General features: G+C 72.4%; 26 protein-coding genes. 19 read left to right on the top strand and 7 right to left on the bottom strand.

Features of this window, described 5'->3' with window-relative positions:
• Positions 1–27: 27 nt before the first annotated feature.
• Both ACFW1I_RS05090 and ACFW1I_RS05085 read right to left on the bottom strand, forming a co-directional pair.
• Entirely contained in the window at positions 28–1950 is a 1923-nt protein-coding gene (locus tag ACFW1I_RS05090; protein WP_384666168.1) for a serine/threonine-protein kinase, read from the bottom strand.
• A 61-nt stretch (positions 1951–2011) separates the two neighbouring features.
• Positions 2012–3568, bottom strand: a complete 1557-nt coding sequence (locus ACFW1I_RS05085; RefSeq protein WP_384666166.1) for a PstS family phosphate ABC transporter substrate-binding protein — start codon at positions 3566–3568, stop codon at positions 2012–2014.
• A 204-nt stretch (positions 3569–3772) separates the two neighbouring features.
• Between ACFW1I_RS05085 and ACFW1I_RS05080 the strand changes: the two genes are divergently transcribed.
• The 3 genes from ACFW1I_RS05080 to ACFW1I_RS05070 all read left to right on the top strand — a co-directional run bounded on the left by ACFW1I_RS05080 (position 3773) and on the right by ACFW1I_RS05070 (position 6714).
• A complete protein-coding gene (locus ACFW1I_RS05080; protein WP_384666164.1) occupies positions 3773–4714 on the top strand; it encodes an NADP-dependent oxidoreductase in 942 nt (313 codons plus the stop codon).
• A gap of 94 nt (positions 4715–4808) precedes the next feature.
• Positions 4809–5666: an FG-GAP repeat domain-containing protein gene (locus tag ACFW1I_RS05075; protein ID WP_384666162.1), complete on the top strand. Its 858-nt coding sequence runs from the start codon at positions 4809–4811 to the stop codon at positions 5664–5666.
• 160 nt (positions 5667–5826) lie between these two features.
• Positions 5827–6714 (top strand): glycoside hydrolase family 19 protein, encoded by an 888-nt coding sequence (locus ACFW1I_RS05070; RefSeq protein ID WP_384666160.1) that lies wholly within the window; start codon positions 5827–5829, stop codon positions 6712–6714.
• A 4-nt stretch (positions 6715–6718) separates the two neighbouring features.
• On the opposite strand, the gene ACFW1I_RS05065 is transcribed toward ACFW1I_RS05070, so the two are convergent.
• Positions 6719–7528: a hypothetical protein gene (locus tag ACFW1I_RS05065; protein ID WP_384666159.1), complete on the bottom strand. Its 810-nt coding sequence runs from the start codon at positions 7526–7528 to the stop codon at positions 6719–6721.
• Positions 7529–7781: 253 nt separating this feature from the next.
• On the opposite strand from ACFW1I_RS05065, the gene ACFW1I_RS05060 reads away from it, so the two are divergent.
• The 3 genes from ACFW1I_RS05060 to ACFW1I_RS05050 all read left to right on the top strand — a co-directional run bounded on the left by ACFW1I_RS05060 (position 7782) and on the right by ACFW1I_RS05050 (position 10733).
• A complete protein-coding gene (locus ACFW1I_RS05060) occupies positions 7782–9143 on the top strand; it encodes an aspartate aminotransferase family protein (RefSeq protein ID WP_384666157.1) in 1362 nt (453 codons plus the stop codon).
• Positions 9144–9256: 113 nt separating this feature from the next.
• A complete protein-coding gene (locus ACFW1I_RS05055) occupies positions 9257–9970 on the top strand; it encodes a GntR family transcriptional regulator (protein ID WP_384666155.1) in 714 nt (237 codons plus the stop codon).
• A 112-nt stretch (positions 9971–10082) separates the two neighbouring features.
• Positions 10083–10733 (top strand): hypothetical protein, encoded by a 651-nt coding sequence (locus ACFW1I_RS05050; protein ID WP_384666153.1) that lies wholly within the window; start codon positions 10083–10085, stop codon positions 10731–10733.
• Positions 10734–10775: 42 nt separating this feature from the next.
• Here the strand turns inward: ACFW1I_RS05050 and ACFW1I_RS05045 are convergent, their stop codons facing one another.
• A complete protein-coding gene (locus tag ACFW1I_RS05045; RefSeq protein ID WP_384666347.1) occupies positions 10776–11480 on the bottom strand; it encodes an SLATT domain-containing protein in 705 nt (234 codons plus the stop codon).
• Positions 11481–11768: 288 nt separating this feature from the next.
• On the opposite strand from ACFW1I_RS05045, the gene ACFW1I_RS05040 reads away from it, so the two are divergent.
• From ACFW1I_RS05040 to ACFW1I_RS05020, 5 genes are all read left to right on the top strand, one after another.
• Positions 11769–12104 carry a YbaB/EbfC family nucleoid-associated protein gene (locus ACFW1I_RS05040; RefSeq protein ID WP_384666151.1) on the top strand — a complete coding sequence of 112 codons (336 nt, stop codon included), beginning with the start codon at positions 11769–11771 and terminating at the stop codon, positions 12102–12104.
• Between the two features lie 60 nt (positions 12105–12164).
• Entirely contained in the window at positions 12165–12764 is a 600-nt protein-coding gene (recR, locus tag ACFW1I_RS05035) for a recombination mediator RecR (RefSeq protein ID WP_031008792.1), read from the top strand.
• A 56-nt stretch (positions 12765–12820) separates the two neighbouring features.
• A complete protein-coding gene (locus tag ACFW1I_RS05030; RefSeq protein WP_384666149.1) occupies positions 12821–13477 on the top strand; it encodes a DUF5063 domain-containing protein in 657 nt (218 codons plus the stop codon).
• A gap of 127 nt (positions 13478–13604) precedes the next feature.
• A complete protein-coding gene (locus ACFW1I_RS05025; protein WP_319009142.1) occupies positions 13605–14873 on the top strand; it encodes an aspartate kinase in 1269 nt (422 codons plus the stop codon).
• Positions 14874–15404: 531 nt separating this feature from the next.
• The gene (locus ACFW1I_RS05020) at positions 15405–16484 is read left to right on the top strand and encodes an amidohydrolase (protein WP_384666147.1); all 1080 of its coding nucleotides are present in this window, start codon (positions 15405–15407) and stop codon (positions 16482–16484) included.
• Positions 16485–16524: 40 nt separating this feature from the next.
• Here the strand turns inward: ACFW1I_RS05020 and ACFW1I_RS05015 are convergent, their stop codons facing one another.
• From ACFW1I_RS05015 to ACFW1I_RS05005, 3 genes are all read right to left on the bottom strand, one after another.
• Positions 16525–17514, bottom strand: a complete 990-nt coding sequence (locus ACFW1I_RS05015) for a heme A synthase (protein ID WP_384666145.1) — start codon at positions 17512–17514, stop codon at positions 16525–16527.
• A gap of 65 nt (positions 17515–17579) precedes the next feature.
• Positions 17580–18344, bottom strand: a complete 765-nt coding sequence (locus ACFW1I_RS05010; RefSeq protein ID WP_384666143.1) for an ABC transporter permease — start codon at positions 18342–18344, stop codon at positions 17580–17582.
• Complete coding sequence (locus ACFW1I_RS05005; protein ID WP_384666141.1) at positions 18341–19285, bottom strand: ABC transporter ATP-binding protein; 945 nt, start codon at positions 19283–19285, stop codon at positions 18341–18343. The genes ACFW1I_RS05010 and ACFW1I_RS05005 overlap by 4 nt, the downstream gene beginning before the upstream one ends.
• A gap of 170 nt (positions 19286–19455) precedes the next feature.
• Here ACFW1I_RS05005 and ACFW1I_RS05000 point away from each other — a divergent pair, with 170 nt between their 5' ends.
• From ACFW1I_RS05000 to ACFW1I_RS04965, 8 genes are all read left to right on the top strand, one after another.
• The gene (locus tag ACFW1I_RS05000; protein ID WP_319011099.1) at positions 19456–20181 is read left to right on the top strand and encodes a metalloregulator ArsR/SmtB family transcription factor; all 726 of its coding nucleotides are present in this window, start codon (positions 19456–19458) and stop codon (positions 20179–20181) included.
• On the top strand, positions 20178–21593 hold the full coding sequence (sufB, locus tag ACFW1I_RS04995; protein WP_384666139.1) for a Fe-S cluster assembly protein SufB: 1416 nt from the start codon (positions 20178–20180) through the stop codon (positions 21591–21593). Before ACFW1I_RS05000 ends, sufB begins: the two co-directional genes overlap by 4 nt.
• A gap of 66 nt (positions 21594–21659) precedes the next feature.
• Positions 21660–22841 carry a Fe-S cluster assembly protein SufD gene (gene sufD / locus ACFW1I_RS04990; protein WP_384666138.1) on the top strand — a complete coding sequence of 394 codons (1182 nt, stop codon included), beginning with the start codon at positions 21660–21662 and terminating at the stop codon, positions 22839–22841.
• Positions 22841–23158 (top strand): bifunctional 3-phenylpropionate/cinnamic acid dioxygenase ferredoxin subunit, encoded by a 318-nt coding sequence (locus ACFW1I_RS04985; RefSeq protein WP_030692512.1) that lies wholly within the window; start codon positions 22841–22843, stop codon positions 23156–23158. Before sufD ends, ACFW1I_RS04985 begins: the two co-directional genes overlap by 1 nt.
• A gap of 7 nt (positions 23159–23165) precedes the next feature.
• Positions 23166–23930, top strand: a complete 765-nt coding sequence (gene sufC, locus ACFW1I_RS04980) for a Fe-S cluster assembly ATPase SufC (RefSeq protein ID WP_031002808.1) — start codon at positions 23166–23168, stop codon at positions 23928–23930.
• Positions 23927–25195 (top strand): cysteine desulfurase, encoded by a 1269-nt coding sequence (locus tag ACFW1I_RS04975; protein WP_043219406.1) that lies wholly within the window; start codon positions 23927–23929, stop codon positions 25193–25195. The genes sufC and ACFW1I_RS04975 overlap by 4 nt, the downstream gene beginning before the upstream one ends.
• Before the next feature lie 14 nt (positions 25196–25209).
• On the top strand, positions 25210–25683 hold the full coding sequence (sufU, locus tag ACFW1I_RS04970; protein WP_384666135.1) for a Fe-S cluster assembly sulfur transfer protein SufU: 474 nt from the start codon (positions 25210–25212) through the stop codon (positions 25681–25683).
• Entirely contained in the window at positions 25680–26033 is a 354-nt protein-coding gene (locus ACFW1I_RS04965) for a metal-sulfur cluster assembly factor (protein WP_384666134.1), read from the top strand. The genes sufU and ACFW1I_RS04965 overlap by 4 nt, the downstream gene beginning before the upstream one ends.
• The last annotated feature ends 169 nt before the right edge of the window (positions 26034–26202 follow it).

Genomic DNA, 26202 nt, shown 5'->3' with positions numbered 1-26202 from the left:
GGGGTGCGGGCCCTTCGCGCGTCCGCGTCAGTCCACCCGGTGGTACTCGCCCGGCTCCGTGTCCACCATCGGGTAGACCTGCAGGATCTCCTCGCCCTTGTACGTCGTCAGGACCATGTAGCTGCCGAGGTCGTCGCTCACGCACTCGGAGTCCCCGCCGGGCTCCAGGGCCATCGGGCCGAGGACGTACGGGGGCGTCGTGGTCGCCAGGATCGCCGTCCGGGTGCAGTTGACCGCGTCGGCCAGCGTGTTGCCCTGTTCGTCCGTCCGCGGATAGACGTTCAGCGAGCGGTAGACGGTCGCGCCGACCGCGCCCTGGGTGATCGTCACCTCGTCGGTGTAGCGGTCCGCGTCCGGCCCGTCGACCAGCGGCTTCATCCTCCAGCGGCCGAGGTACTTCGCGGGCAGGATCTCCGAGCCGGTGCGGGCCTTGTGGAAGGTGGCCTTCGCGGTGCCGGAGGACCATTCGAGGACCTCGGGGGAGCGCAGGGTGAGGGTCTGGTGGGCGGCCGCCATGCACCGCTGCGGGGGCACGCTGGTGGTCACGTCGGACTCGCCGAGGACGACCCTGTCCTCGTCGGCGGAGACCAGCCGCGAGCGGCCCATGCACAGCCGGTTGTCGCCGACGTGCGTGTAGACGGCGGTCTTGGCCCCCGGCGCGCCCTGTGCGAGTTCGATCCGGATGGTCTCGCGGGGGACCTCCGGGCTGCCCTGGAGGACGCCCTCCCAGGCACCCAGGAAGGCGGCCGGCACCGCCCCGGCGGGCCGCGCCGAGGACGACGCCGAGGACGACGACGAGCCGCTGCCCCGGCCGTCCGGGATGGTGCCCGGGCCGCCGAACGGCCAGAGGGCGTAGCCGACGCCCGCCGCGGCCGCCACGGCGGCGGTCGTGAGCGCGGCGGTCAGCACCCGCCGCCGGGACCGGGACCGCGGCGGCTCCGCCGCCGGCCCGGTCGCCGGCCCGGCGGACGCGCCGGCCGTCCGGTCGCCGGGCGCCGCGCCCCGCGTGCGGTCGTCGGCCCGCCCGGCCGTCTCCTCGGCCGCCTCCCGCGCGCTCGCCGCGCTCTCCGCCTCCAGGAGCCGCGCCGCGTGCCGGCCGAGCCGGGCCAGGACGCCGGCGGGCAGCCACGGGTCGGCGAAGGGCAGCGTCTCGGCGATCTCGGCGGCGGTCGGCCGGGCCGCCGGGTCCTTGGCGAGACAGGCCCGGATCAGCCCGGTCAGCTCCGGCGCCACGTCGGTCAGGTCCGGCTCGTCGTGGGCGATCCGGAACATCAGCGCGTGCACCCCGCTGTCGGAGGTGCCGAAGGGGGAGCGGCCGGTCGCCGCGTAGGCGAGGACCGAGCCCAGGCAGAAGATGTCGGAGGCCGGGCCGAGCCGCTCGCCGCGCACCTGCTCGGGCGACATGAAGCCGGGGGAGCCGACGACGGCGCCGGTGCTGGTCAGCCCGCCGTCGGTGACGGTGTCCACGGCCCGGGCGATGCCGAAGTCGATGATCCGGGGGCCGTCGACGGTGAGCAGCACGTTGGAGGGCTTGAGGTCGCGGTGGACGAGCCCGGCGCCGTGGATGTGGTCGAGGGCGCGGCCGAGGCCGGAGCCGAGGGCGCGGACGGTCGCGGTCGGCAGCGGCCCGTACTCGTCGCCGACGACGGTCCGCAGCGACGGCCCGGGGACGTAGCCGATGGCCACCCACGGGGCGGCGGCGGTGGTGTCGGAGCCGAGGACGGGCGCGGTGCCGGTGCCGCCGACCCGCTCCAGTGCCTCGACCTCGCGGGCGAAGCGGCGCCGGAACTCCTCCTGGGCGGCCAGTTCGGCGTGCACCACCTTCACGGCGACGGTCCGTCCGCCGGCCGAACGCGCGAGGAACACCCGGCCCATGCCGCCGACCCCGAGCCGGCCGACGATCCGGAACGGGCCGATGCTGACCGGGTCTTCCGCGTTCAATGGCTCCACGTGGCAAGAGGATGCCAGACCGGGCGGAGGGGCCGGTGACGGTCCGGGTCACGGTCCGGTGTCAGCCTTCCCCGCAGATCCGCAGCCCCTTCGGGGTGGCGCACGGCAGGTGCCCGCGGGCGCGCACGATGTCCTGTCCCCGGCCGCGCGCGAGGTAGGCGAGGAAGCCGGCGGTGAGCGAGTCGCTCGGCGGATCGCCCCAGGTGTAGGCGTACTCGATCTCCCGGTAGGGGTACGGGGAGGTGCCCAGCTCGTCCAGGACCGGGGCGCGGCCGTCGAGGTCGACGCGGTGCAGGCCCTTCGCCGCGGCGACGGCGCCGAGTTCGGCGTAGCCGATGGCGCCGGGAAGGCGGCCGACGGTGGTCAGGACCTGGGCGGTGGAGTCGAGTTCGCAGCGGACGACCTTCGCCTCCGGGTCGTCGACGGTGGCGCAGTCGCGGGAGGAGTTGGCGGGCTCGTTGCGGCCGAGGACGCGGCGCTGGAAGACCTCCCGGGTACCGGAGTCGGCGTCCCGGCTGACCAGGAGGACGGGCAGGTCGGGGAGGTCCGCGGGCAGTCCGGGGCCGGTGAGCTGGTTCCAGCGGGTGACGTCGCCGCGGTAGAGGGCGCGGATCTGGTCCAGGGTGAGGCTGCGGACGGGGACGGATTCGTGGGTGACGACGGTGAAGAGGGAGACGGCCACCATGTGCGCGCGGAGCCGGGGGTGGCCGCCGGGGCCCTCTCCGTCGGAGAGGGCGATGACGGCGGGGGAGCCCTCGGTGTGGGCGCCGGTCTCGGCGAGGTCGCGGACGCCGGAGGTGGAGCCGTCGGCGTCGACGGTGACCTTCGCGCCGTCGCAGTCCTTCTCGTACGCCTTCGCCACCTCGCGGACGACCGGGGCGAAGGCGGTGGAGCCGGTGACGGTGAGGCTGCCGCGGGCGCAGCCGATGGGCGGCGGGGTCTGCTCGCGGACGATGATCGCGGCGAGCGCGACCACGCAGGCGGTGAGGACGACGGTGACGGAGCGGGCGGCGGTGGAGAAGCGGCCGGCCTGGTCGTCGGGGGTGGTGGAGCGGTTGCGGCGGATGGAGCCGCCGGCGACGGTGCCGTGCACCTTGATGTCGCGGTCGGCGACGGGGCCGGAGAGCTGGACGAGGAGCTTGAAGTACTGGCCGGTGTCGAGGGCGACGCGGGGGACGAGGACGGCGTTGCCGTCGCGGCCCAGCTTGGGGGCGCTGTCGAGGTCGTCGCGGACGGCGTTCCAGCCGGGCGGGACGGTGGCGACGACGCCCCGGACGGTCACCGTGGGGGCGCCGAAGGTGATGCGGAGGGCGTGGTCGGCGGCGGCGACGGCGTAGTCGTCGATGCTGATGTCGAGGTCGCGGTCGTTCTCGATGCGGAGCAGGACGAGGGTGGCGCCGGCGGCGGCGCTGCCGAGCACCTCGCCGTCGCGGACGGTCATCACGCCGCCGTCCTGGTCGTCGCCCTCCTTGTGCAGCGGGGTGTTCAGCTGGACGCGGTAGCCGAGCCGCTTGCGCTGCGGCTTGAAGCGGTCGATCCAGACGGCGCCGACCGAGACGAGGACGCCGAGGAGGGCGGTGGCGACGGCGACCACGTTCTCTGCGGTTATCCACTCCATGACCGGGACCGTACGGACGGGTGTGCGACACCGGGGGCGGCGTAGCGGCCGGACACCTGGATTTCGCCGCGCGTTCAGCCGGCCGGGAGGGCGCCGCGGGGGCCGCCGCGGCGGGGGTCGTCCGGGTGGCCCGGCCGGGGTTGCCCGGGTCGGAGAGGCGTGGATGTAATGGCCATGAGGGGGCCCTTCCGGAGGAGGAACCCCATGCGTGTCGTCGAAGTGACCGCCTACGGCGGACCCGAGGTCCTCGCATCGGCCCGTCGGCCGGAGCCGGACCCGGCGGACGCCCCCGGGCGGGTCCGGGTGCGGCTGAAGGCCGCCGGAGTGAACCAGGCGGACCTCAAGATCCGCTCGGGCCGGCTCGCGGCCGCGCTCGGCGAGCTGGCCCCGCCCTTCGTGCTGGGCTACGACTTCGCGGGGGTCCTGGCGGACCCGGCGCCGGGCCTGCCGGTGGGCACCCGGGTGGCCGGTTTCGTGCCCTGGGTGGCGGAGGCGACCGGCGCGGGGACGTACGCGGAGACGGTCCTGGTGGAGCCGGCCTGGCTGGCGCCGGTCCCGGACGAGGTGGACTTCACGGCGGCGGCCTCGCTGCCGCTCTCCGCGCTGACCGCCGCGCAGGCGCTGGACCTGCTGGCGCTGCCGGAGGGCGCGACGGTGCTGATCACCGGCGCGAGCGGGGTGGTGGGCCGGTTCGCGGTGCAGCTGGCGGCGCGGGCGGGGCTCCGGGTGATCGCCCTCGGCAATCCCGACGACGCGCACGAGCTGCGGGTCCTCGGGGCCCACGGGGTGGTGGGGCGCGGCGCGCCGGACGAGGTGATCACCGGGGTGCTCGGCTTCGCGCCGGAGCGGGTGGACGGCGTCTTCGACGCGGCGCTGATCGCCGATCCGCTGCTGCCCGCGGTGAAGGACGGCGGGGTCTTCGTCTCCGCCTCCGGCGAGCGGATGCCGGTGGCCGAGCGGGACGTGCGGGTGGACGCGGTGGTCGGCCGCCCGGACGCGGCACGGCTGAAGGAGCTGCTCGAACTGCTCGGCGCGGGCGGGCTCGCGACCCGGGTGGCCGACGTGCTGCCGCTGGAGGAGGCGGCGGAGGCGCACCGGCGGGTGGAGGCGGGCCGCCGGCCGGGCCGGATCGTGCTGATGATCTGACGGCCGGGGAGAAAACAGCGCGGTTTCGGACAACCCTGGGGGGCCTTCGACGGTCGGAAGGGTGAGAACGAAACAACGCAGGGGGAATTCGATCATGTTCGAACGACGCAGGCCCGGGCTGAGGGCCGGTTTCCTCGCCACCGCCGTCGCGGTGGCGACGGCCGTCGGCGCGGGCTCCGCCGTGGCCGCGCCGGAGGCGGACCCGGTGGTGGCGCCCGTCTTCAATCTGTACGGCCTCCACAAGCAGACCCACGACCTGTGGGAGTGGCACCACGACGGGCCCCGCCTCACCAGCGACCTGTACCTCCCGGCCGACCAGTCGCACCTCGCCGACATCATCACGGTCGACAACACCAACGACGGTCACGGCGAGGCCAAGTGGACCCTCTACAAGGACGGCCGTCTGGACTTCGCCGGGATGGTCGGCGAGTACTGGCAGTCGACGAAGACCGTCGGCAAGGGCTGGAACATCTACCCCGAGGTCCTGTCGCCCGGCGACCTCGGCGGGGCCGAGGAGGCCGACCTGATCGGCCGTGACACGGCCGGCGTGCTGTGGAGCTACCTGAGCTACCCGGACGGCCGCCTCACCACCCGGACGCGGGTCGGCGGCGGGTGGAACGCCTACGACCAGCTCGCGGGCCAGGGCGACCTGACCGGCGACGGCCGGGCCGACATCGTCGCCCGCGACAGGACCGGCGTCCTGTGGCTCTACAAGGGCACGGGTGACTACAAGGCGCCGTTCACGACCCGTACGCGGATCGGTGGCGGGTGGAACGCGTACGACCGGCTGCTGTCGCTCGGCGACGACAACCAGGACGGCAAGGTGGACCTGCTGGCCCGGAAGACGACGGGCGAGGTGCTCAGCTACGCGGGCACCGGCGACGCGGCGAAGCCGTTCAAGGCGCCGGTGGCGTTCCAGGGCACGTACATGAAGAACTTCAACCTCCTCTAGGGGGAGGCGACTTCGCGCGGAGGCGGCTCCGGCCCCGGTTCCCCGGGCCGGGGCCGCCTCCGTGTGCAGGGCCGACCGTCCCGAGTCCTGGTCTAGACCTTGACAGGTACAGACCAGTGCCGCTTCGCTGGCCTTCCCCCCACCGGAAGGACGACAGCGCATGCGACGACGTCTCCTCGCCCTCCTCGCCGCCCTGTGTACGGCGTTCGGGCTCGCGGTCCTGCTCCCCGCCACCGCCGGCGCGGCCCCCGCCTGCGTCACCGCCTGGAGCTCGGGCCAGGTCTACACGGGCGGCATGACCGCCTCGTACAACGGCCACAACTGGTACGCGAAGTGGTGGACGCAGAACGAGCGCCCCGGCACCACCGACGTCTGGCGCGACGAGGGCGTCTGCGGCACCGACGGCGGCGGCGGGACCCCGGACCCGTCCGGATTCGTGGTCACCGAGGCCCAGTTCAACCAGATGTTCCCGAACCGGAACCCCTTCTACACGTACGCCGGTCTGGTCGCCGCCACCAAGAAGTACCCGGCCTTCGCCGGCACCGGCAGCGACACGGTGAAGAAGCAGGAGGCCGCGGCCTTCCTCGCCAACGTCTCCCACGAGACCGGCGGGCTCGTCCACATCGTCGAGCAGAACACCGCCAACTACCCGCACTACTGCGACGCGAGCCGGCCCTACGGCTGCCCCGCCGGCCAGGCCGCCTACTACGGCCGCGGCCCGATCCAGCTCTCCTGGAACTTCAACTACAAGGCCGCGGGCGACGCGCTCGGCATCGACCTCCTGAACAACCCCTGGCGGGTCGAGCGCGAGCCGGACGTCGCCATGATGACCGGCCTCTGGTACTGGAACACCCAGAACGGCCCCGGCACCATGACCGCCCACAACGCCATGGTCGACGGCGCCGGCTTCGGCCAGACCATCTGGGCCATCAACGGCTCCCTGGAGTGCAACGGCGGCAATCCCGCCCAGGTCCAGAGCCGCGTCACCACGTACCAGCAGTTCACCCAGATCCTCGGCGTCCCGACCGGCCCGAACCTGTACTGCTGAGCCGTCAGGAGAGCCGCCAGCCCGCCCTGGCCACCCAGGTCAGGGCGAGCGCGGGCGTGAAACCGGCGACGAACGCGGGCAGGTGGTCGTACCCCGCCACCCGGAACCCCAGCGCCATCGGCAGCAGCAGCACCACCCCGGCCAGCAGGATGCCGAGGGCCGGCAGGTGCACCACCGGCCGGAAGCGGCGCATCCGCCGGAGGTCGGAGACGTCCATGTACGACTTCAGACAGCACCCGGCGATGATCATCCACGGCCAGACCCAGATCGCCATGGCCCAGCTCAGGATCGATCCCGACCAGCCGATCTCGTCGTGCTCGCCCACCGGCCCGTCGGAGGCCCCCGGCGCGTAGTACACCTCCAGCTCCGTGCCCGGCGCCGGCGGCTCGGGCGCGGTGACGTAGTCCTTCACCGTGACCTCGCGGGCCCCGTCCCGGAACGGCACCCGCACCACGACGTCGGTCAGGTAGTACGGGTCGTTGTCCTCGCCCTCGGGGACGTACTCGGGCTTCCCCGCCAGCCGTACGACCTCCACCCGGTGCTCCCCGTACCCCGCCGCCTCCAGCCGCTCCTCCCACTGCCCCCGCGCGCTGCTCGGGGTGAAGAGCACGAGGAAGGCGGCGAGCGTGGCCAACGGGATCCCGAAGGCGAAGAGGTACGGCAGCACCTTGCTGTCCGGCCGGGCCTTGCGCGGCGGCGCGTCCAGGTGCCCCTTCCCCCGCACCCGGTACGAGGCCACCACCCACCCCACCGCGCAGAGCGCCGACGCCCCCGCCAGTGCCACCTCCGGCACCAACGGCGGATACGCGGACACCCCCACCAGCGAACACCCCACAGCGCCGACCGCGCTGACGACCATCCCCCACCCGAAACCCCTGGTGGCGGCGCTACCCCCCGACGTGTACATGGCGCGCAGCATAGGCGCCGCCGGGCCGGAGGGCACCCGCCCGCCCGCGCGACGAAATCCGCAGCCGCCCGCCCGGCAGAGCACAGTGTCGTGTCCGGCGCGTTCTCGGTGGACAAGATGGTGATGGCCGCCCCACCTGCGGTTCCTTACAGTTCGGGGCATGACCCCTCATGTCGTGCCCGACCCCCAGGCCGGCGCCGCCGTCAAGGCCGCGGACCGCGCCCACGTCTTCCACAGCTGGTCCGCCCAGGGCCTGATCGACCCGCTCGCCGTGGCCGGCGCGGAGGGGTCGTACTTCTGGGACTACGACGGCAACCGCTACCTCGACTTCACCAGCGGACTTGTCTACACGAACATCGGCTACCAGCACCCCAAGGTGGTCGCCGCCATCCAGGAGCAGGCCGGGAAGCTCGCGACCTTCGCGCCCGCCTTCGCCGTCGACGTCCGCTCCGAGGCCGCACGCCTCATCGCCGAGCGCACCCCCGGCGACCTGAACAAGATCTTCTTCACCAACGGCGGCGCCGAGGCCGTCGAGAACGCCGTCCGGATGGCCCGGCTGCACACCGGCCGCCACAAGGTGCTCTCGGCCTTCCGCTCGTACCACGGCGCCACCTCCACCGCGATCAACCTCACCGGCGACCCGCGCCGCTGGGCCTCCGACACCGGCTCCGCCGGCGTGGTCCGCTTCTGGGCGCCCTTCCTCTACCGCTCGCCGTTCTACGCCGAGACCGAGCAGCAGGAGTGCGAGCGCGCCCTCGCGCACCTGGAGGACACCATCGCCTTCGAGGGTCCCGGCACCATCGCCGCGATCATCCTGGAGACCGTCCCCGGCACCGCCGGCATCATGACCCCGCCGCCCGGCTACCTCACCGGCGTCCGCGAGATCTGCGACAAGTACGGCATCGTCTTCGTCCTCGACGAGGTCATGGCCGGCTTCGGCCGCACCGGCAAGTGGTTCGCCGCCGAGCACTTCGACGTCGTCCCCGACCTGATGACCTTCGCCAAGGGCGTCAACTCCGGCTACGTGCCGCTCGGCGGCGTCGCCATCAGCGAGAAGATCGCCGCCACCTTCGAGACCCGCCCCTACCCGGGCGGCCTCACCTACTCCGGCCACCCGCTGGCCTGCGCCGCCGCCGTCGCCACCATCCAGGTGATGGAGGACGAGGGAGTCGTCGAGAACGCCGCCCGCATCGGCGAGACCGTCCTCGGCCCCGGCCTGCGCGCGCTCGCCGAGCGCCACCCGTCCGTCGGCGAGGTCCGCGGCATGGGCGTCTTCTGGGCGCTCGACCTGGTGAAGAACAAGGAGACGCGCGAGCCGCTCGTCCCGTACAACGCGGCCGGCGAGGCCAATGCTCCGATGGCCGCCTTCGGCGCCGCGGCGAAGAAGAACGGCCTGTGGCCCTTCGTCAACATGAACCGCACCCACGCCGTCCCCGCCTGCAACGTCTCCGAGGACGAGGTCAAGGAGGGCCTGGCGGCCCTCGACGCGGCCCTCGCCGTCGCCGACGAGCACACGGTCTGACGCCGCCGACGACGGCACGGCACCGGCGTCACCCCGTGTGACGGGGGCCTCCTCCCGAGGGACCGGGTCTGGACTAGAGTCTTCCGGAACCTCATGGAGGGGGCCCCACCCGCATGCCCGGCACGCCCGCGAACAGCGCCGTCACCCGCAGCACCCTCAGCCGGCAGATCGCGGACGCGCTCCGTGACGAGGTCCTCGCGGGGCGTCTCCAGTCCGGCCAGGAGTTCACCGTCAAGCAGATCGCCGAGCAGTACGGCGTCTCCGCCACCCCCGTCCGCGAGGCGCTCGTCGAACTCTGCGCCCAGGGCCTGCTCGACTCCGACCAGCACCGCGGCTTCCGCGTCCACCGCTTCTCGGTGGCCGACTACCGGGCCATGGTCGAGGCCCGGATGCTCGTCGTCGACGGCATCTTCCGCCGCCACGCCCCGCGCGAGCGCGCCCCGCTCCCCGAGCCGGACACCGGCATCGGGGTCGTCCTGGTGTCGATACGCCGCCGGGGCGAGGCCGCCGCCCGCGCCGCCCGCGCCGGCGACCTGGACGTCCTCATCGGCTACGACCTCCGCTACTGGCACGAGCTGGGCCGGCTCGTCGCCCGCAACGAGCCCATCGCCGACTTCCTGCACCGCCTCCGCGTCCAGGCGTGGGTCTTCTCCGTGCCCTACCTGCGGGCCGAGCGCGAACTCCACGGCTGGCTCTGGTCCGGCCACGTGGAGCTGATCGACGCCGTCACCCGCGGCGACGCCGAGGCCGCCGTCGGAGTCGTCCGCGCCTACAACGCGCACTCGCTGGAATGGGCCGACCGCCTGGAGGCCCGGATCGGCCGGTGACCCGCCGCCGGGTTGAGGCCCCTGTTCCCGGGGCAGTTCCTCCACGGGTGGGCGTCGTCGGCGCCGCCGACTACCCTGGCCCTCCCCGGAACTGACGGAGAGCGAGCCTCCCTTGGCCTGTGACCTGTGGCTGGTCCCCCTCGTCGACGTGCTGTGCCACAGCCCCGACAACCCCTTCGCCGAAGACCTCGCCGCCTACGACGCCGTGCTGAGCGCCTCCGGCCTGCCGACCGTGCCCGTGTACGCCTACATGCCCGGGCTCTCCGGCGACGTCGCCCCGGTCGCGGGCTTCGACTACGAGGCCCTGCACTACCTGCGCCGCGCCTACCTGCTGCGGATCTGCGGACTGCCGGTCGAGCCGGTCGGCGAGCTCGGCGGCGACTACGAGCAGCTCCTGGAGATGTTCGAGGCCACCGCCCAGCAGTCCCACCTGGTCTGGCACTACGACCACGCGGGCGCCTACGTGCCGGTCGACTTCCCGGTCCCGCTCTCCAGCGACGAGCTGCTCGAAGGCGGCGGCCCGCTCGGCTCCTCGTACGGTCTGCTGCGGGAACTGGAGTTCGTCGCCCCGGCGCTCGGCATCGACCCGGCGAACCCGCCGGCCGCCCCGGCCCCGCCCGCCCGGCCCACCGAGCTGGAGGAGCCCGCCGCCCCGCTCCCGTACGACGACGGCCCCTTCGCCCGGGAGCGGCACGTCTGGCTCGGGCTGCACGCGGCGGCCACCCGCAGCCTCGCCCAGGGCTCGATGATCATGCTGAGCTGAGTCCGAGGGGTCCGCGAGACCCCCGCGGCACCCCGGAGGGCCTCAGCGGGCCTCCGGGGGCCGCTGGCGCGGCATGTTCGGCCGGGTGCCCGGCGGCAGCGGGAAGCGCCCGGACGGATGCGCCGTCTCCGGCCGGGCCGGTACGACCCCGACCGACTGGAGCGCCAGCGGCGCCGGGCCCGAGCGGAACTCGACCATCCAGTCCGCGGTCTCCGCCCGGACCAGCTCCGTGACGTCCTCCGAGAAGCGGCGCAACACCCCGAGGCACCGCTCGGCGGCCTCGCTGGCGGTCCCCTCGGTCGGGCCGAGGACCTCCCGCACGCTCTCCGAGGCCCAGTCGAACTGGAGGGCCTGGAGCCGCCGCTGCACGGCCTGGGCGGTCGCCACGTCCCTTATCCAGCCGGACGTCAGCCCGAAGTACCGGTCGCAGGCCAGACAGGCCGCGCCGAGCAGCAGCGACAGGTAGCCCCAGCCGGCCGTGCCCTCGGCGACCCCGGTCAGGTCGAGCAGCGGCAGCGCGGCCCCGGCGATCACGCCGAGCGCGGTGCCGATCCGCAGCGCGCGGGCGCAGCGGCGCTTCCAGACCCGGTCCGAGAGGTACCACTCGGCGGTGCGCAGGGCGTTGGACTCCACCCACCGGTAGAGCTCGTCGAGGCGCTCCGCGGGCTCGCCCCAGTCGCCCAGGGGGAAGGGCTTCCCCGTCAGATCTCTGTCGACGGCTTCCCCGGGCTGCCCCGGCGGCTGCATCTCCGGCTGGTGGCTCACCGGGGGACTCCTCTGCTCAGCCCAGCGTTCGTGTCGCTCGTGTCCTTCTGTGACGTGCGGTGCACGTGGTGCCTGCCCTTCCTACCGCCGAATGGTGGGCGGTGGGCCCGGAATCCCGGGATTTCCGCCCGCAAGAGGGTGTTGATCAGGTAGAGGAGCCCGCAGTTTCTCACCCGAAAGAGTTGTCGCGGCAGGCCGGTCCGTGACCGCGTAGGCTCGGAGCACCGGTACCCGACGGGACCGACCGACCTTTCGACACGAGGAGTGACCGTGATCCCCGGTGGCGGCCAGCCCAACATGCAGCAGATCCTCCAGCAGGCGCAGAAGATGCAGCAGGACCTCGCGCGCGCCCAGCAGGAGCTCGCCGCGACCGAGGTCGAGGGCCAGGCGGGCGGCGGTCTGGTGAAGGCCACCGTGACCGGCTCCGGCGAGCTGCGCGCCCTGGTCATCGACCCGAAGGCGGTCGACCCCGAGGACACGGAGACGCTGGCGGACCTGGTCGTGGCCGCCGTCAAGGCCGCGAACGACAACGCGCAGCAGCTCCAGCAGACGAAGCTGGGCCCGCTGGCGCAGGGTCTCGGCGGGATGCCGGGCCTGGGCTTCTAGGGAGCACTTCCAGCCACTACCGTAAGAGGGCAAGGCAGCACACCCGGAAAGGGCGTTCCGTTGTACGAAGGCGTGGTCCAGGACCTGATCGACGAGCTGGGCAGGCTGCCCGGCGTCGGTCCCAAGAGCGCGCAGCGGATCGCCTTCCACGTCCTCCAGGCCGAGCCGACGGACGTGCGCCGGCTGGCCCACGCGCTCCTGGAGGTCAAGGAGAAGGTCCGGTTCTGCGCGGTTTGCGGGAACGTGGCACAGCAGGAGCAGTGCAACATCTGCCGCGATCCGCGCCGGGACCTGACCGTCATCTGCGTGGTCGAGGAGCCGAAGGACGTCGTCGCGATCGAGCGGACCCGCGAGTTCCGGGGGCGGTACCACGTCCTCGGCGGCGCGATCAGCCCGATCGAGGGCGTCGGCCCGGACGACCTGCGGATCCGGGAGCTGCTCGCCCGTCTCGCGGACGGGGAGGTCACCGAGCTGATCCTGGCGACCGACCCCAACCTGGAGGGCGAGGCCACCGCCACGTACCTGGCCCGGATGATCAAGCCCATGGGGCTGAAGGTCACCCGGCTGGCCAGCGGTCTGCCGGTCGGCGGCGACCTGGAGTACGCCGACGAGGTGACCCTGGGCCGTGCCTTCGAGGGGCGGAGGCTGCTAGATGTATGACGACCGGGCGCGGGAGGACCGGGCCGGTGCCGGTGAGCTCTCAGGGAGGCTCCTCGATGTCTGACCCCACGCTGCACTCCGTCACGCAGAGTCCCGACGACTTCGCGGTCCAGATCGCGGACTCCGTCGAGAGCTTCATCGTCGCCACGACCGAGGTCGCCAAGGGCGACGAGCCGGACAGCGCGGTGCCCTTCCTGCTCCTGGAGATCTCCCAGCTGCTGCTGGCCGGCGGCCGGCTGGGCGCGCACGAGGACATCCTCCCGGACGAGCGGTACGAGACGGACGCGGGCCCGGAGCCGGACGTGGACGAGCTGCGCGAGCGGTTCGCGGTCATGCTGGAGCCGGTGGACGTCTTCTCCGAGGTCTTCGACCCGTACGAGCCCCGCAAGGCGCCGGTCCCGGCCCGCATCTCGGACAACCTCGCGGACATCGTCGCGGACCTCCGCCACGGCCTCGCCCACTACCGGGCCGGCCGGACCACGGAGGCCCTGTGGTGGTGGCAGTTCTCCTACTTCTCCAACTGGGGCCCGACCGCCTCGGCGACCCTGCGCGCCCTGCAGTCCCTGGTCGCCCACGTCCGCCTGGACCAGCCGCTGGCGGCCCTGGACGGGCTCGACATCGACGAGGACCTCACCGAGGACGACCTCGCCGAGGAGGCGGGCCGGGTGATGGTCCAGGAGATCGCGGGACCGCTGGGACTGAAGGGTCTCTAGGGCACCGAGTGATCACTTTCTGAGCACCGTGTCTCAGGATGTGATAGCGAGCCGGTGTTTTTCGGTCGCTCGTTAGACTGAGCCGACCGCAGCACGGGCTGTGGCACCGACCGAGCGAGGAGCGCACGTGGGCCTTGTCGTGCAGAAGTACGGAGGCTCCTCCGTTGCCGATGCCGAGGGCATCAAGCGCGTCGCCAAGCGGATCGTGGAAGCCAAGAAGAACGGCCACCAGGTGGTCGTCGTGGTCTCCGCGATGGGCGACACGACGGACGAGCTGATCGATCTCGCCGAGCAGGTTTCTCCCATGCCTGCCGGACGTGAGTTCGACATGCTGCTGACCGCCGGAGAGCGGATCTCCATGGCCCTGCTGGCGATGGCGATCAAAAACCTGGGCCACGAGGCCCAGTCGTTCACCGGCAGCCAGGCGGGTGTCATCACCGACTCGGTCCACAACAAAGCGCGCATCATCGATGTCACGCCGGGCCGGATCCGCACCGCCCTCGACGAGGGCAACATCGCCATCGTCGCCGGCTTCCAGGGCGTGTCCCAGGACAAGAAGGACATCACCACGCTGGGCCGCGGCGGCTCCGACACCACGGCCGTGGCGCTCGCCGCCGCGCTCGACGCCGAGGTGTGCGAGATCTACACCGACGTCGACGGCGTCTTCACCGCCGACCCGCGCGTGGTGAAGAAGGCGAAGAAGATCGACTGGATCTCCTTCGAGGACATGCTGGAGCTCGCCGCCTCCGGCTCCAAGGTGCTGCTGCACCGCTGCGTCGAGTACGCGCGCCGCTACAACATCCCGATCCACGTCCGCTCGTCCTTCTCCGGACTCCAGGGCACGTGGGTCAGCAACGAACCGACAGGGGACAAGGTGGAGCAGGCCATCATCTCCGGTGTCGCCCACGACACCTCCGAGGCGAAGATCACCGTCGTCGGCGTGCCGGACAAGCCGGGCGAGGCCGCGGCCATCTTCCGGGCCGTCGCGGACGCCGAGATCAACATCGACATGATCGTGCAGAACGTGTCGGCGGCCTCCACCGGTCTCACCGACATCTCCTTCACCCTCCCCAAGGCCGAGGGCCGCAAGGCCATCGACGCCCTGGAGAAGGCGAAGACCGCGATCGGCTTCGACTCGCTCCGCTACGACGACCAGATCGGCAAGATCTCCCTCGTCGGCGCCGGCATGAAGACCAACCCGGGCGTGACCGCGGACTTCTTCCGCGCCCTGTCCGACGCGGGCGTCAACATCGAGCTCATCTCCACCTCGGAGATCCGCATCTCGGTCGTCACCCGCGCCGACGACGTCAACGAGGCCGTGACGGCCGTCCACTCCGCCTTCGGACTGGACAGCGACTCGGACGAGGCCGTCGTCTACGGCGGCACCGGGCGCTGACCCCGCCGCCCCTCGCGCACCACCCACCGCGCCCCGGCCCCCCCCCCCCGGCGGGGCCGGGAAACGACCACGGCCGACCGGTCCGCGACCCGGACCGGGTCGGGCGGTGACCCCGGTGGAGTCGGCCCGGGACCATGGCGGGGGTGCGCGGCCCCCGGCCGGGCCGTGTGGCAACCACGGCCGGACCGGGTGGCGCCCCTGGCCGGACCCGTCCGCGAGCCCGGTCGGGCCCGGCCGGCGGCCACGGCCGGGCGTGAGGCCCGGCGGGACCGGGCGATGACCGTGGCCGTGCCGGTCCACGACCCTGGCCGGGTCGGGCGGGCGGCCCTGTGGGGCCCTCGGCGGCCGTGGCCGGGACGTGTGGCCGCGGACGGGTCGGGGTGCGACCACGGCTGGGCCCGGGGCGCGGCTCCGGTCGGCCGGGCGTCCGCCTCGGCCGGGGCGGGTGATGCCGGGGCGGTAGGCAACAACCTCGTGCGGGGGTCACCCGTTAGGACGTGTGGAGACACGTCCACGCAGGGAGCCACCGAGATGATCGACACGCCGCGCCTGGTGGACCAGTACTGCCACGGGGTGCTCCGGACGGAGCTGGGGCTCGGGACCTTCGAGGCGCACCTCGGCCCGGCGGGCGTCCTGCCCGCCTCCGGGACCACCTTCTTCGACACCCAGACGGGCTTCGCCGTACGCCGCTGGTGTCCGCCGCTCCTCGGGCTCGAACCGCACTGCCCGCCCGCGCGCTACCTCGCCCGCCGCCGGGAGCTCGGGGTCGCCGAGACCGGACGCCGGCTGCTGCGGGGCGCCGGCATCGCCACGTACCTCGTCGACACCGGTCTGCCGGACGACCTCACCGGGCCCGCCGAGCTCGCCGCCGCGGGGCGCGCCCGCGCCCACGAGATCGTCCGCCTCGAACCCCTCGCCGAGCAGGTCGCCGACACCTCCGGGACCGTCGACGCCTTCCTCGCCAACCTCACCGAGGCCGTCCAGGACGCCGCCGTGCGCTCGGTCGCCTTCTCCTCGGTCTCCGCCGCGCGCTGCGGCCTCGCCGCCGCCGCGGAGCCCCCGGGGCGCGGCGAGGCCCGCCGGGCGGCCGGGCGGTGGCTCGCGGACCGGCCCGCGAAGGGCCCCCTCGACTCGCCGGTGCTGCTGCGCCATCTGCTGTGGATCGCGGTGGGCGCGGGGCGGCCGCTCCAGCTGCACACCGGCGACCGGGACCCGGCCGGGCTGGCCGGCTTCGCCGCCGCCACCGCCGGGCTGGGCGCCGACCTGGTGCTGCTGCACGGCTCGCCGCACCACCGGACGGCGGCCCGGATGGCCGGGGTCTTCCCGCACGTCTACGCGGACCTGGGCGCCGCCCTGGCGCACACCGGGGCGCGGGCGGCGGACGTCCTCGCCGAGGTCCTGGAGCTGGCCCCGTTCGGCAAGCTGCTCTACTCCAGCGGCGCCCGCGGCCTGCCCGAGCTGCACGTGGTCGCCGCCAGCGCCTTCCGGGCCGCCCTGGGCCGGGTGCTGGGCGCCTGGGTCCTGGACGGCGCCTGGTCGCGTACGGACGCGCAGCGGGTCGCCGCGATGCTCGCCGCGGACAACGCGACGCGGGTCTACCGGCTCGGGTGAGCCGGTGGACCCGCGTCGGGAAGAGCGTCGGGGGCGGGCGTCAGGCCGTCGCGAGCTCCGGGTCCGCCTGGGCCGGGATGCCGGCCGTCGGCAGCGGGCGCTCGCGCAGGCTCAGGGCCAGCCGCAGCACCGCGATCCACATCAGCGAGGAGCCGAGCATGTGCGCGGCGACCAGCAGCTCGGGGACGCCGGTGAAGTACTGGACGTAGCCGATGCCGCCCTGGAGCAGCAGCACGATCAGCAGGTCGCGGGCGCGGGCCCGGGTGTCGTCCGGGGCGTCGACCACGCGCAGGACCAGCCACATCGCGACGGCGAGGGCGAAGACCGCCCAGGCGGCGACGGCGTGGAGGTGGGCGGCGTTCGTCCAGTCCCACGGCATCCGGGGCACGTCGCTGCTGTCGCCCGCGTGCTTGCCGGCGCCGGTCACCGTGGTGCCGAGCGCGATCAGCAGCGCCGACACGACCGTGATCGCCCAGGACAGCTTCCGTACCGGCCTGGGCACGCGCGGGCGCGCGGGCGTGTCGCCCTCGCCGGCCCGGTGCCAGGTGATCACGGCGACGGTGAGCAGCGCGTTGGCGGCCAGGAAGTGGCCGGCCACGGTCCACGGGTTGAGGCCCATCCAGACGGTGATGCCGCCGATGACGGCGTTGCTCATCACGATCCAGAACTGCGCCCAGCCCCAGCGGGTGAGGCCGCGGCGCCACGGCTTCGTCGAGCGGGCGGCGATGATCGCCCAGCCGACGGCGGCCGACAGGACGTACGTCAGCATCCGGTTGCCGAACTCGACGAAGCCGTGGAAGCCCTGCTCGGCGGTGACGATCAGGCTGTCGTCCGTGCACTTCGGCCAGGTGTCGCAGCCGAGTCCGGAACCGGTCAGCCGGACCGCGCCACCCGTGACGATGATGAGCACGCTCATCACGACGGCGGAGAGCGCGGCGCGCCGGAGGACCCGGGGGGACGGGGTCCAGCGCTGGGCGATGAAGGCGAGGGGGGTCTGCACGGGCCCTATCGTAGGCGCGGGCTTGTGCACGCTTTCACGAGGGGTGGCTTGTCGGGAAACGTCACCCTCTGAACCCTCCCGGCTACTCCGGGCGCCTACTCCCAGCGGAAGAACCTCGCCGCCGCGCCGAGGCCCAGGACGGCCCAGACGGCGAGGATCCCGGCATCGGCCCACGGCATCCCCGCGCCGCCCTGGAGGACGTCCCTGAGGCCGTCGGAGAGGGCGGAGATGGGCAGCAGCGCCAGCACGTCGCCGGCCGCGCCGAACTTCTCCAGCGGGACGATCACCCCGCCGCCGACGAGCAGCAGCAGGAAGACCAGGTTGGCGGCGGCGAGCGTGGCCTCGGCCCGGAGCGTGCCGGCCATCAGCAGCCCGAGCCCGGAGAAGGCGGCCGTGCCGAGGACGAGTAGGAGCAGCACGGCGAGCGGGTTGCCCCGCGGGGACCAGCCCAGGCCGAACGCGATGGCGGTCAGGAGGGCCACCTGGAGGACCTCGGTGACCAGGACGGCGAGCGTCTTGGCGGTCATCAGGGCCCAGCGGGGGAGCGGGGAGGCGCCGAGCCGCTTCAGGACGCCGTAGCGGCGCTCGAAGCCGGTGGCGATGGCCTGGCCGGTGAAGGCGGTGGACATCACGGCGAGCGCGAGGACGCCGGGGGCGAGGAAGTCGACGGCCGCGCCGTCGCCCGTGTCGACGACGTCGACGGTCGAGAAGAGCACCAGCAGCAGGGACGGGATGATCACCGTGAGGAGGAGCTGCTCGCCGTTGCGGAGCAGCATCCGGGTCTCCAGGGCCGTCTGGGCCGCGATCATCCGCCCGACGGGGGCGGCCCCCGGCTTCGGGGCGTACGTACCGGTGCTCATGCGCGCAGCTCCTTGCCGGTCAGCTCCAGGAAGACGTCTTCGAGGGTGTGGCGCTCGACCGCGATGCCGTCGGGCATGACGCCGTGCTGGGCGCACCAGGTGGTGACGGTGGCGAGCAGTTGGGGGTCGACGGTGCCGGTGATCCGGTACGTGCCGGGGAGCGGCTCGGCGGCCTGGCTGCCGTCCGGGAGCGCCTTGAGCAGGGAGCCGAGGTCGAGGCCGGGGCGGCCGGTGAAGCGGAGGGTGTTCTCGGCGCCGCCGCGGCAGAGCCGTTCGGGGCTGCCCTGGGCGGCGACCCGGCCGCCGTCGACGATGGCGACGTCGTCGGCGAGCTCCTCGGCCTCCTGCATGAAGTGGGTGGTGAGGACGACGGTGACGCCGTCGGCGCGCAGCTCGCGGACGAGGTCCCAGGTGGCGCGGCGGGCCTGCGGGTCGAGGCCGGCGGTGGGCTCGTCGAGGAAGACGAGTTCGGGGCGGCCGACGACGGCCATGGCGAGGGCGAGCCGCTGCTGCTGGCCGCCGGAGAGCCGGCGGTAGGTCGTCCGGCCGCAGGAGCCGAGGCCGAGGCGTTCGATCAGGGCGTCGACGTCGAGCGGGTGGGCGTGCAGCTTCGCCATGTGGCGGAGCATCTCGTCGGCGCGGGCGCCGGAGTAGACGCCGCCGGACTGGAGCATCACGCCGATGCGGGGGCGCAGGGCGGCGGCGTCGGCGAGCGGGTCGAGGCCGAGGACGCGGACGGTGCCGGCGTCCGGCCTGCGGTAGCCCTCGCAGCTCTCGATCGTGGTGGTCTTGCCGGCGCCGTTGGGGCCGAGGACGGCGGTGACCGTGCCGGTGCGCACGTCGAGGTCGAGGCCGTCGACGGCGGTCTTGGCGCCGTACCGCTTGACCAGGCCGCGGACGCGGACGGCGGTGTCGGCCCTGTCGGCGGACTCGTTTCGCATGCCCGGAAGTCTAGGAGAGCCGCGGACGGGCCCGTCCGTCCGGGTCCCGGATTCATCCCATGAATGATCGTTTTCGCAGGTCAGGTAAGCCTTACCTGAGTGATGCACGCCATCGTCACCACTTCCGGCGCGGCTTGTCACTGCCTGATTAATTACGCAACAATGGCGTTGTGAAAAACCTTGGCGCGGCTCCGGTGGAGGAACTCGCGACCCGAGAGCGCTCCACACGCAACCGGGTCGCGCGGTCCATCCTGGACCACGGGCCGTCCACCGTCGCGGACCTCGCGGAGCGGCTGGGCCTCACCCAGGCCGCCGTCCGCCGGCACCTCGACGCGCTCGTCGCCGAGCAGGTCGTCGAGGCCCGCGAGAAGCGCGTCTACGGGACCCGTACCCGCGGCCGCCCCGCCAAGGTCTTCGCCCTCACCGACTGCGGCCGGGACGCCTTCGACCAGTCGTACGACTCGCTCGCCGTCGAGGCGCTCCGCTGGATCGAGCGGAACGCCGGCGGGGAGGCCGCCGTCGCGGCCTTCGCCCGCGACCGGATCGAGGCCCAGGCCGAGTCCTACCGCGAGGCCGTCGAGTCGGTCGAGCCCGAGCGGCGGGCCGAGGCGCTGGCCAAGGCCCTGACGGCGGACGGGTACGCTGCCACTGCGCGCAACGCGCCGGTCGGCGAGCAGCTCTGCCAGCACCACTGCCCGGTCGCCCACGTCGCCGAGCAGTACCCCCAGCTGTGCGAGGCGGAAACGGAGATCTTCTCCCGCCTCCTGGGAACGCACGTCCAGCGCCTGGCCACCATCGCCCACGGCGACGGCGTCTGCACCACGTTCATCCCGCACGGCGCCCCACAGACCACCGAATCAGCATCCGCAAGCACGGCCGGGAGGAACCCCGCATGACCACCGAGATCAGCCACCCCGAGCTCGAGGGCCTGGGTCGGTACGAGTACGGCTGGGCCGACTCGGACGCGGCCGGCGCCACTGCCAAGCGCGGTCTCAACGAGGACGTCGTCCGCGACATCTCCTCGAAGAAGAACGAGCCCGAGTGGATGCTGAAGCTGCGTCTCAAGGGTCTGCGCCTCTTCGACAAGAAGCCCATGCCGACCTGGGGCTCCGACCTCGGCGGCATCGACTTCGACAACATCAAGTACTTCGTGCGGTCCACCGAGAAGCAGGCGGAGTCCTGGGAGGACCTGCCCGAGGACATCAAGAACACGTACGACAAGCTCGGCATCCCGGAGGCGGAGAAGCAGCGCCTCGTCGCCGGTGTCGCGGCCCAGTACGAGTCCGAGGTCGTCTACCACCAGATCCGCGAGGACCTGGAGGAGCAGGGCGTCATCTTCGTCGACACCGACACCGCGCTGAAGGAGCACGAGGAGCTCTTCAAGGAGTACTTCGGCACCGTCATCCCGGTCGGCGACAACAAGTTCGCCTCGCTGAACACGGCCGTCTGGTCCGGCGGATCGTTCATCTACGTGCCGAAGGGCGTGCACGTCGAGATCCCGCTCCAGGCGTACTTCCGTATCAACACGGAGAACATGGGCCAGTTCGAGCGGACGCTGATCATCGTCGACGAGGACGCCTACGTCCACTACGTCGAGGGCTGCACCGCCCCGATCTACTCCTCCGACTCGCTGCACTCCGCGGTCGTCGAGATCATCGTGAAGAAGGGCGGCCGCTGCCGCTACACGACCATCCAGAACTGGTCGAACAACGTCTACAACCTGGTGACCAAGCGCGCCGTCGCCTACGAGGGCGCCACCATGGAGTGGGTCGACGGCAACATCGGCTCCAAGGTCACCATGAAGTACCCGGCCGTCTACCTGATGGGCGAGCACGCCAAGGGCGAGACCCTGTCCATCGCCTTCGCGGGCGAGGGCCAGCACCAGGACGCCGGCGCCAAGATGGTCCACATGGCCCCGAACACCTCGTCGTCCATCGTCTCCAAGTCGGTGGCGCGCGGCGGCGGCCGCACCTCCTACCGCGGCCTCATCGAGATCGGCGAGGGCGCCCCCGGCGCCAAGTCCAACGTCCTCTGCGACGCGCTGCTCGTCGACACGATCTCCCGCTCCGACACGTACCCCTACGTGGACGTGCGCGAGGACGACGTCACCATGGGCCACGAGGCCACCGTCTCCAAGGTCTCCGAGGACCAGCTCTTCTACCTGATGCAGCGCGGTCTCACCGAGCAGGAGGCCATGGCGATGATCGTCCGCGGCTTCGTCGAGCCGATCGCCAAGGAGCTGCCGATGGAGTACGCCCTGGAGCTGAACCGGCTGATCGAGCTGCAGATGGAAGGCGCGGTCGGCTAACCGCCCCGCCCCCTCCGTACCGCAGCGACTGATTTCTTTACGCAGGAAGAGAGCAAGACGACAGCCATGGCTGAGGCTCAGAACATCCCGGCGGGCTCCACCACCGCCGGCTCGATCGCGGTGGCCGCCGAGTCCACCGTCGCCACGCGCATGAGCGCCCCGCCGTCCTTCGACGTCGCGGACTTCCCCGTCCCGCACGGCCGCGAGGAGGAGTGGCGCTTCACCCCGCTCGCCCGCCTCCGCGGTCTGCACGACGGCACCGCCGTCGCCACCGGCGAGGGCGTCCGGGTCGAGATCGAGGCCCCCGAGGGCGTCACCGTGGAGACCGTCGGCCGCGACGACGAGCGCCTGCGCAAGGCCGGCAAGCCGGTCGACCGCGTCGCCGCCCAGGCGTACTCCTCCTTCGAGAAGGCGTCGGTCGTCACCGTCGCCAAGGAGGCCGTCCTCGCCGAGCCGATCCGCGTCGCCGTGCACGGCCAGGGCGGCGTCGCCTTCGGCCACCAGGTGATCGAGCTCGGCGCCTTCGCCGAGGCCGTCGTCGTCATCGACCACACCGGTGACGCGGTGCTCGCCGCCAACGTCGACTTCGTCCTCGGCGACGGCGCCAAGCTCACCGTCGTCTCCGTGCAGGACTGGGACAAGGACGCCGTCCACGTCGCCCAGCACAACGCGCTGCTCGGCCGCGACGCCTCCTTCAAGTCGGTCGTCGTCACCTTCGGCGGTGACGTCGTCCGCCTCCACCCGCGCGTCAGCTACGCCGCCCCCGGCGGCTCCGCCGAGCTCTTCGGCCTGTACTTCACCGACGCCGGCCAGCACCAGGAGCACCGCCTCCTCGTCGACCACAACACCCCGCACTGCACCTCGAACGTCGCCTACAAGGGCGCGCTCCAGGGCCAGGACGCGCACGCGGTGTGGATCGGCGACGTCCTCATCCAGGCCGCCGCCGAGGGCACCGACACCTACGAGCTCAACCGGAACCTCGTCCTCACCGACGGCGCCCGGGTCGACTCGGTGCCGAACCTGGAGATCGAGACCGGCGAGATCGCCGGCGCCGGCCACGCCTCCGCCACCGGCCGCTTCGACGACGAGCAGCTCTTCTACCTGATGTCCCGCGGCATCCCGGAGACCGAGGCCCGCCGCCTCGTCGTCCGCGGCTTCTTCGCCGAGCTGGTCCAGCAGATCGGTCTGCCGGACGTCGAGGAGCGGCTGATCGCCAAGGTCGAGGCCGAGCTGGAGGCTTCCGTCTGATGGCCTTCGTCCGAGTCTGCGCGCTGAGCGAGCTGGAGGCCGACACCCCGAAGCGGGTCGAGGTCGACGGCACGCCGGTGTCGGTCGTCCACACCGAGGGCGAGGTGTACGCGATCAACGACATCTGCTCGCACGCCAACGTCTCCCTCTCGGAGGGCGAGGTCGAGGACTGCGCCATCGAGTGCTGGCTGCACGGTTCCAGCTTCGACCTCCGTACCGGCAAGCCGTCGGGCCTTCCCGCGACGCGCCCCGTCCCCGTGTACCCCGTAAAGATCGAAGGGGACGATGTGCTCGTCTCCGTCACCCAGGAGTCCTGAGTCACCCATGGCAACGCTCGAAATCCACGACCTGCACGTCTCCGTCGAGGCGGAGAACGGCCCCCGCGAGATCCTCAAGGGCGTCGACCTGACCATCAAGCAGGGTGAGACCCACGCGGTCATGGGCCCCAACGGCTCCGGCAAGTCGACCCTGGCGTACTCCCTGGCGGGTCACCCCAAGTACACGGTCACCGGCGGCACCGTCACCCTCGACGGCGAGGACGTCCTGGAGATGTCCGTCGACGAGCGCGCCCGCGCCGGCGTCTTCCTCGCCATGCAGTACCCGGTCGAGGTCCCCGGCGTCTCGGTCTCCAACTTCCTGCGCACCTCCGCCACCGCCATCCGCGGCGAGGCCCCCAAGCTGCGCACCTGGGTGAAGGAGGTCCGCGAGGCCATGGACAAGCTGTCCATGGACCCGGCCTTCGCCGAGCGCAACGTGAACGAGGGCTTCTCCGGCGGTGAGAAGAAGCGCCACGAGATCCTCCAGCTGGAGCTCCTCAAGCCGAAGATCGCGATCCTCGACGAGACCGACTCCGGCCTGGACGTCGACGCCCTGCGCATCGTCTCCGAGGGCGTCAACCGCGTCCGCGAGACCGGCGAGGTCGGCACCCTCCTCATCACCCACTACACGCGCATCCTGCGCTACATCAAGCCCGACTTCGTGCACGTGTTCGCGAACGGCCGCATCGTCGAGTCCGGCGGCGCCGAGCTCGCCGACCAGCTGGAGAACGAGGGCTACGACAAGTACGTGAAGGGTGGCGCATCCGCGTGACTTCCGCCCATCAGGGGCTGACCGGCCTCCTCGACACCGAGGCGATCCGCAAGGACTTCCCGCTCCTGGATCGCACGGTCCACGACGGCAAGAAGATCGTGTACCTGGACTCCGCGGCGACCTCGCAGAAGCCGCGCCAGGTCCTCGACGCGCTCAACGCCTACTACGAGCGGCACAACGCCAACGTGCACCGTGGCGTCTACACGGTCGCCGAGGAGGCCACCGCGCTGTACGAGGGCGCCCGCGACAAGGTCGCCGCCTTCATCAACGCGCCGAGCCGCAACGAGGTGATCTTCACCAAGAACGCCTCCGAGTCGCTCAACCTCGTGGCCAACATGCTCGGCTGGGCCGAGGACCCCTACCGGGTCGACCACGAGACCGAGATCGCCATCACGGAGATGGAGCACCACTCCAACATCGTCCCGTGGCAGCTGCTCTCGCAGCGCACCGGCGCGAAGCTGAAGTGGTTCGGCCTCACCGACGACGGCCGCCTCGACCTGTCGAACATCGAAGAGGTCATCACGGAGAAGACGAAGATCGTCTCCTTCACGCTGGTCTCCAACCTGCTCGGCACCCAGAACCCGGTCGAGACCATCGTCCGGCGCGCCCAGGAGGTCGGTGCGCTCGTCTGCATCGACGCCTCGCAGGCCGCCCCGCACCAGGTCCTCGACGTGCAGGCGCTCCAGGCCGACTTCGTGGCCTTCACCGGCCACAAGATGTGCGGCCCGACCGGCATCGGCGTGCTGTGGGGACGGCAGGAGCTCCTGGAGGACCTGCCGCCCTTCCTCGGCGGCGGCGAGATGATCGAGACCGTCTCGATGCACTCCTCCACCTACGCGCCGGCCCCGCACAAGTTCGAGGCGGGTACGCCCCCGATCGCCCAGGCCGTCGGCCTCGGCGCGGCCGTGGACTACCTGTCGGCGATCGGCATGGAGAACATCGCGCGCCATGAGCACGCGATCACCGAGTACGCCGTCCGCCGCCTCCAGGAGGTGCCGGACCTGCGGATCATCGGCCCCACCACGGCCGAGGACCGCGGCGCGGCGATCTCCTTCACCCTCGGCGACATCCACCCGCACGACGTGGGCCAGGTCCTCGACGAGCAGGGCATCGCGGTCCGGGTCGGCCACCACTGCGCGCGGCCGGTCTGCCTGCGGTACGGAATTCCTGCGACCACGCGGGCGTCGTTCTACCTGTACTCCACTCCGGCCGAGGTCGACGCCCTCGTCGAGGGGCTGGAGCACGTCCGTAACTTCTTCGGATAGGGCGGCTGAGCGCTGTGAAGCTGGATTCGATGTACCAGGACGTCATCCTGGACCACTACAAGCACCCGCACGGGCGGGGCTTGCGGGACGGCGACGCCGAGGTGCACCACGTCAACCCGACCTGTGGTGACGAGATCACGCTCCGCGTGAAGTACGACGGCGACCGCATCGAGGACGTCTCGTACGAGGGCCAGGGCTGCTCCATCAGCCAGGCGTCGGCCTCCGTCCTCAACGAGCTCCTCGTCGGCAAGGAGCTGGCCGAGGCGCAGCGGATCCAGGAGACCTTCCTGGAGCTGATGCAGTCCAAGGGCCAGGTCGAGCCGGACGACGCCATGGAGGAGGTGCTGGAGGACGCGGTCGCGTTCGCCGGCGTCTCCAAGTACCCGGCCCGGGTGAAGTGCGCGCTGCTCAGCTGGATGGCGTGGAAGGACGCGACCGCCCAGGCACTGGGCGGAGACGACCAGAAGTCTGTGAGGAAGTCGGCATGACCGAGAACGCGACCGAGAACGCCGAGGCGGCCACGATGAAGCCGGCCTCCGAAGAGGAGATCCGCGAGGCGCTGTACGACGTCGTCGACCCCGAGCTGGGCATCGACGTCGTCAACCTCGGCCTGATCTACGGGATCCACATCGACGACTCCAACGTCGCGACGCTGGACATGACGCTGACCTCGGCGGCCTGTCCGCTGACCGACGTCATCGAGGACCAGGCCCGCTCGGCCACCGACGGCATCGTCAACGAGCTGCGCATCAACTGGGTCTGGATGCCCCCGTGGGGCCCGGACAAGATCACCGACGACGGCCGCGAGCAGCTCCGCGCGCTCGGCTTCAACGTCTGAGCGGTGACCGTGTGAGAGAAGAGGGGCGCGGGCGGGCGCCGCGGGGGCGCGGCGGGTGAGGCAGCCCGGGCGGGGACGCGGCGCGGGTGCGGGAGTGGAGGGCGCCTCCCGACGGGCGGGGGCGCGCGGGCGCGCGCGCGCCGCGGGGCGGGGGCGGGGCGGGGGGGGG

Origin of the sequence: Streptomyces sp. NPDC058955 (assembly GCF_042741435.1) — a bacterium.
In the GTDB taxonomy this organism is placed as follows: domain Bacteria; phylum Actinomycetota; class Actinomycetes; order Streptomycetales; family Streptomycetaceae; genus Streptomyces.
Note: the sequence above shows the minus strand (reverse complement) of the source record. Positions and strands in the feature narration are given on the sequence as shown.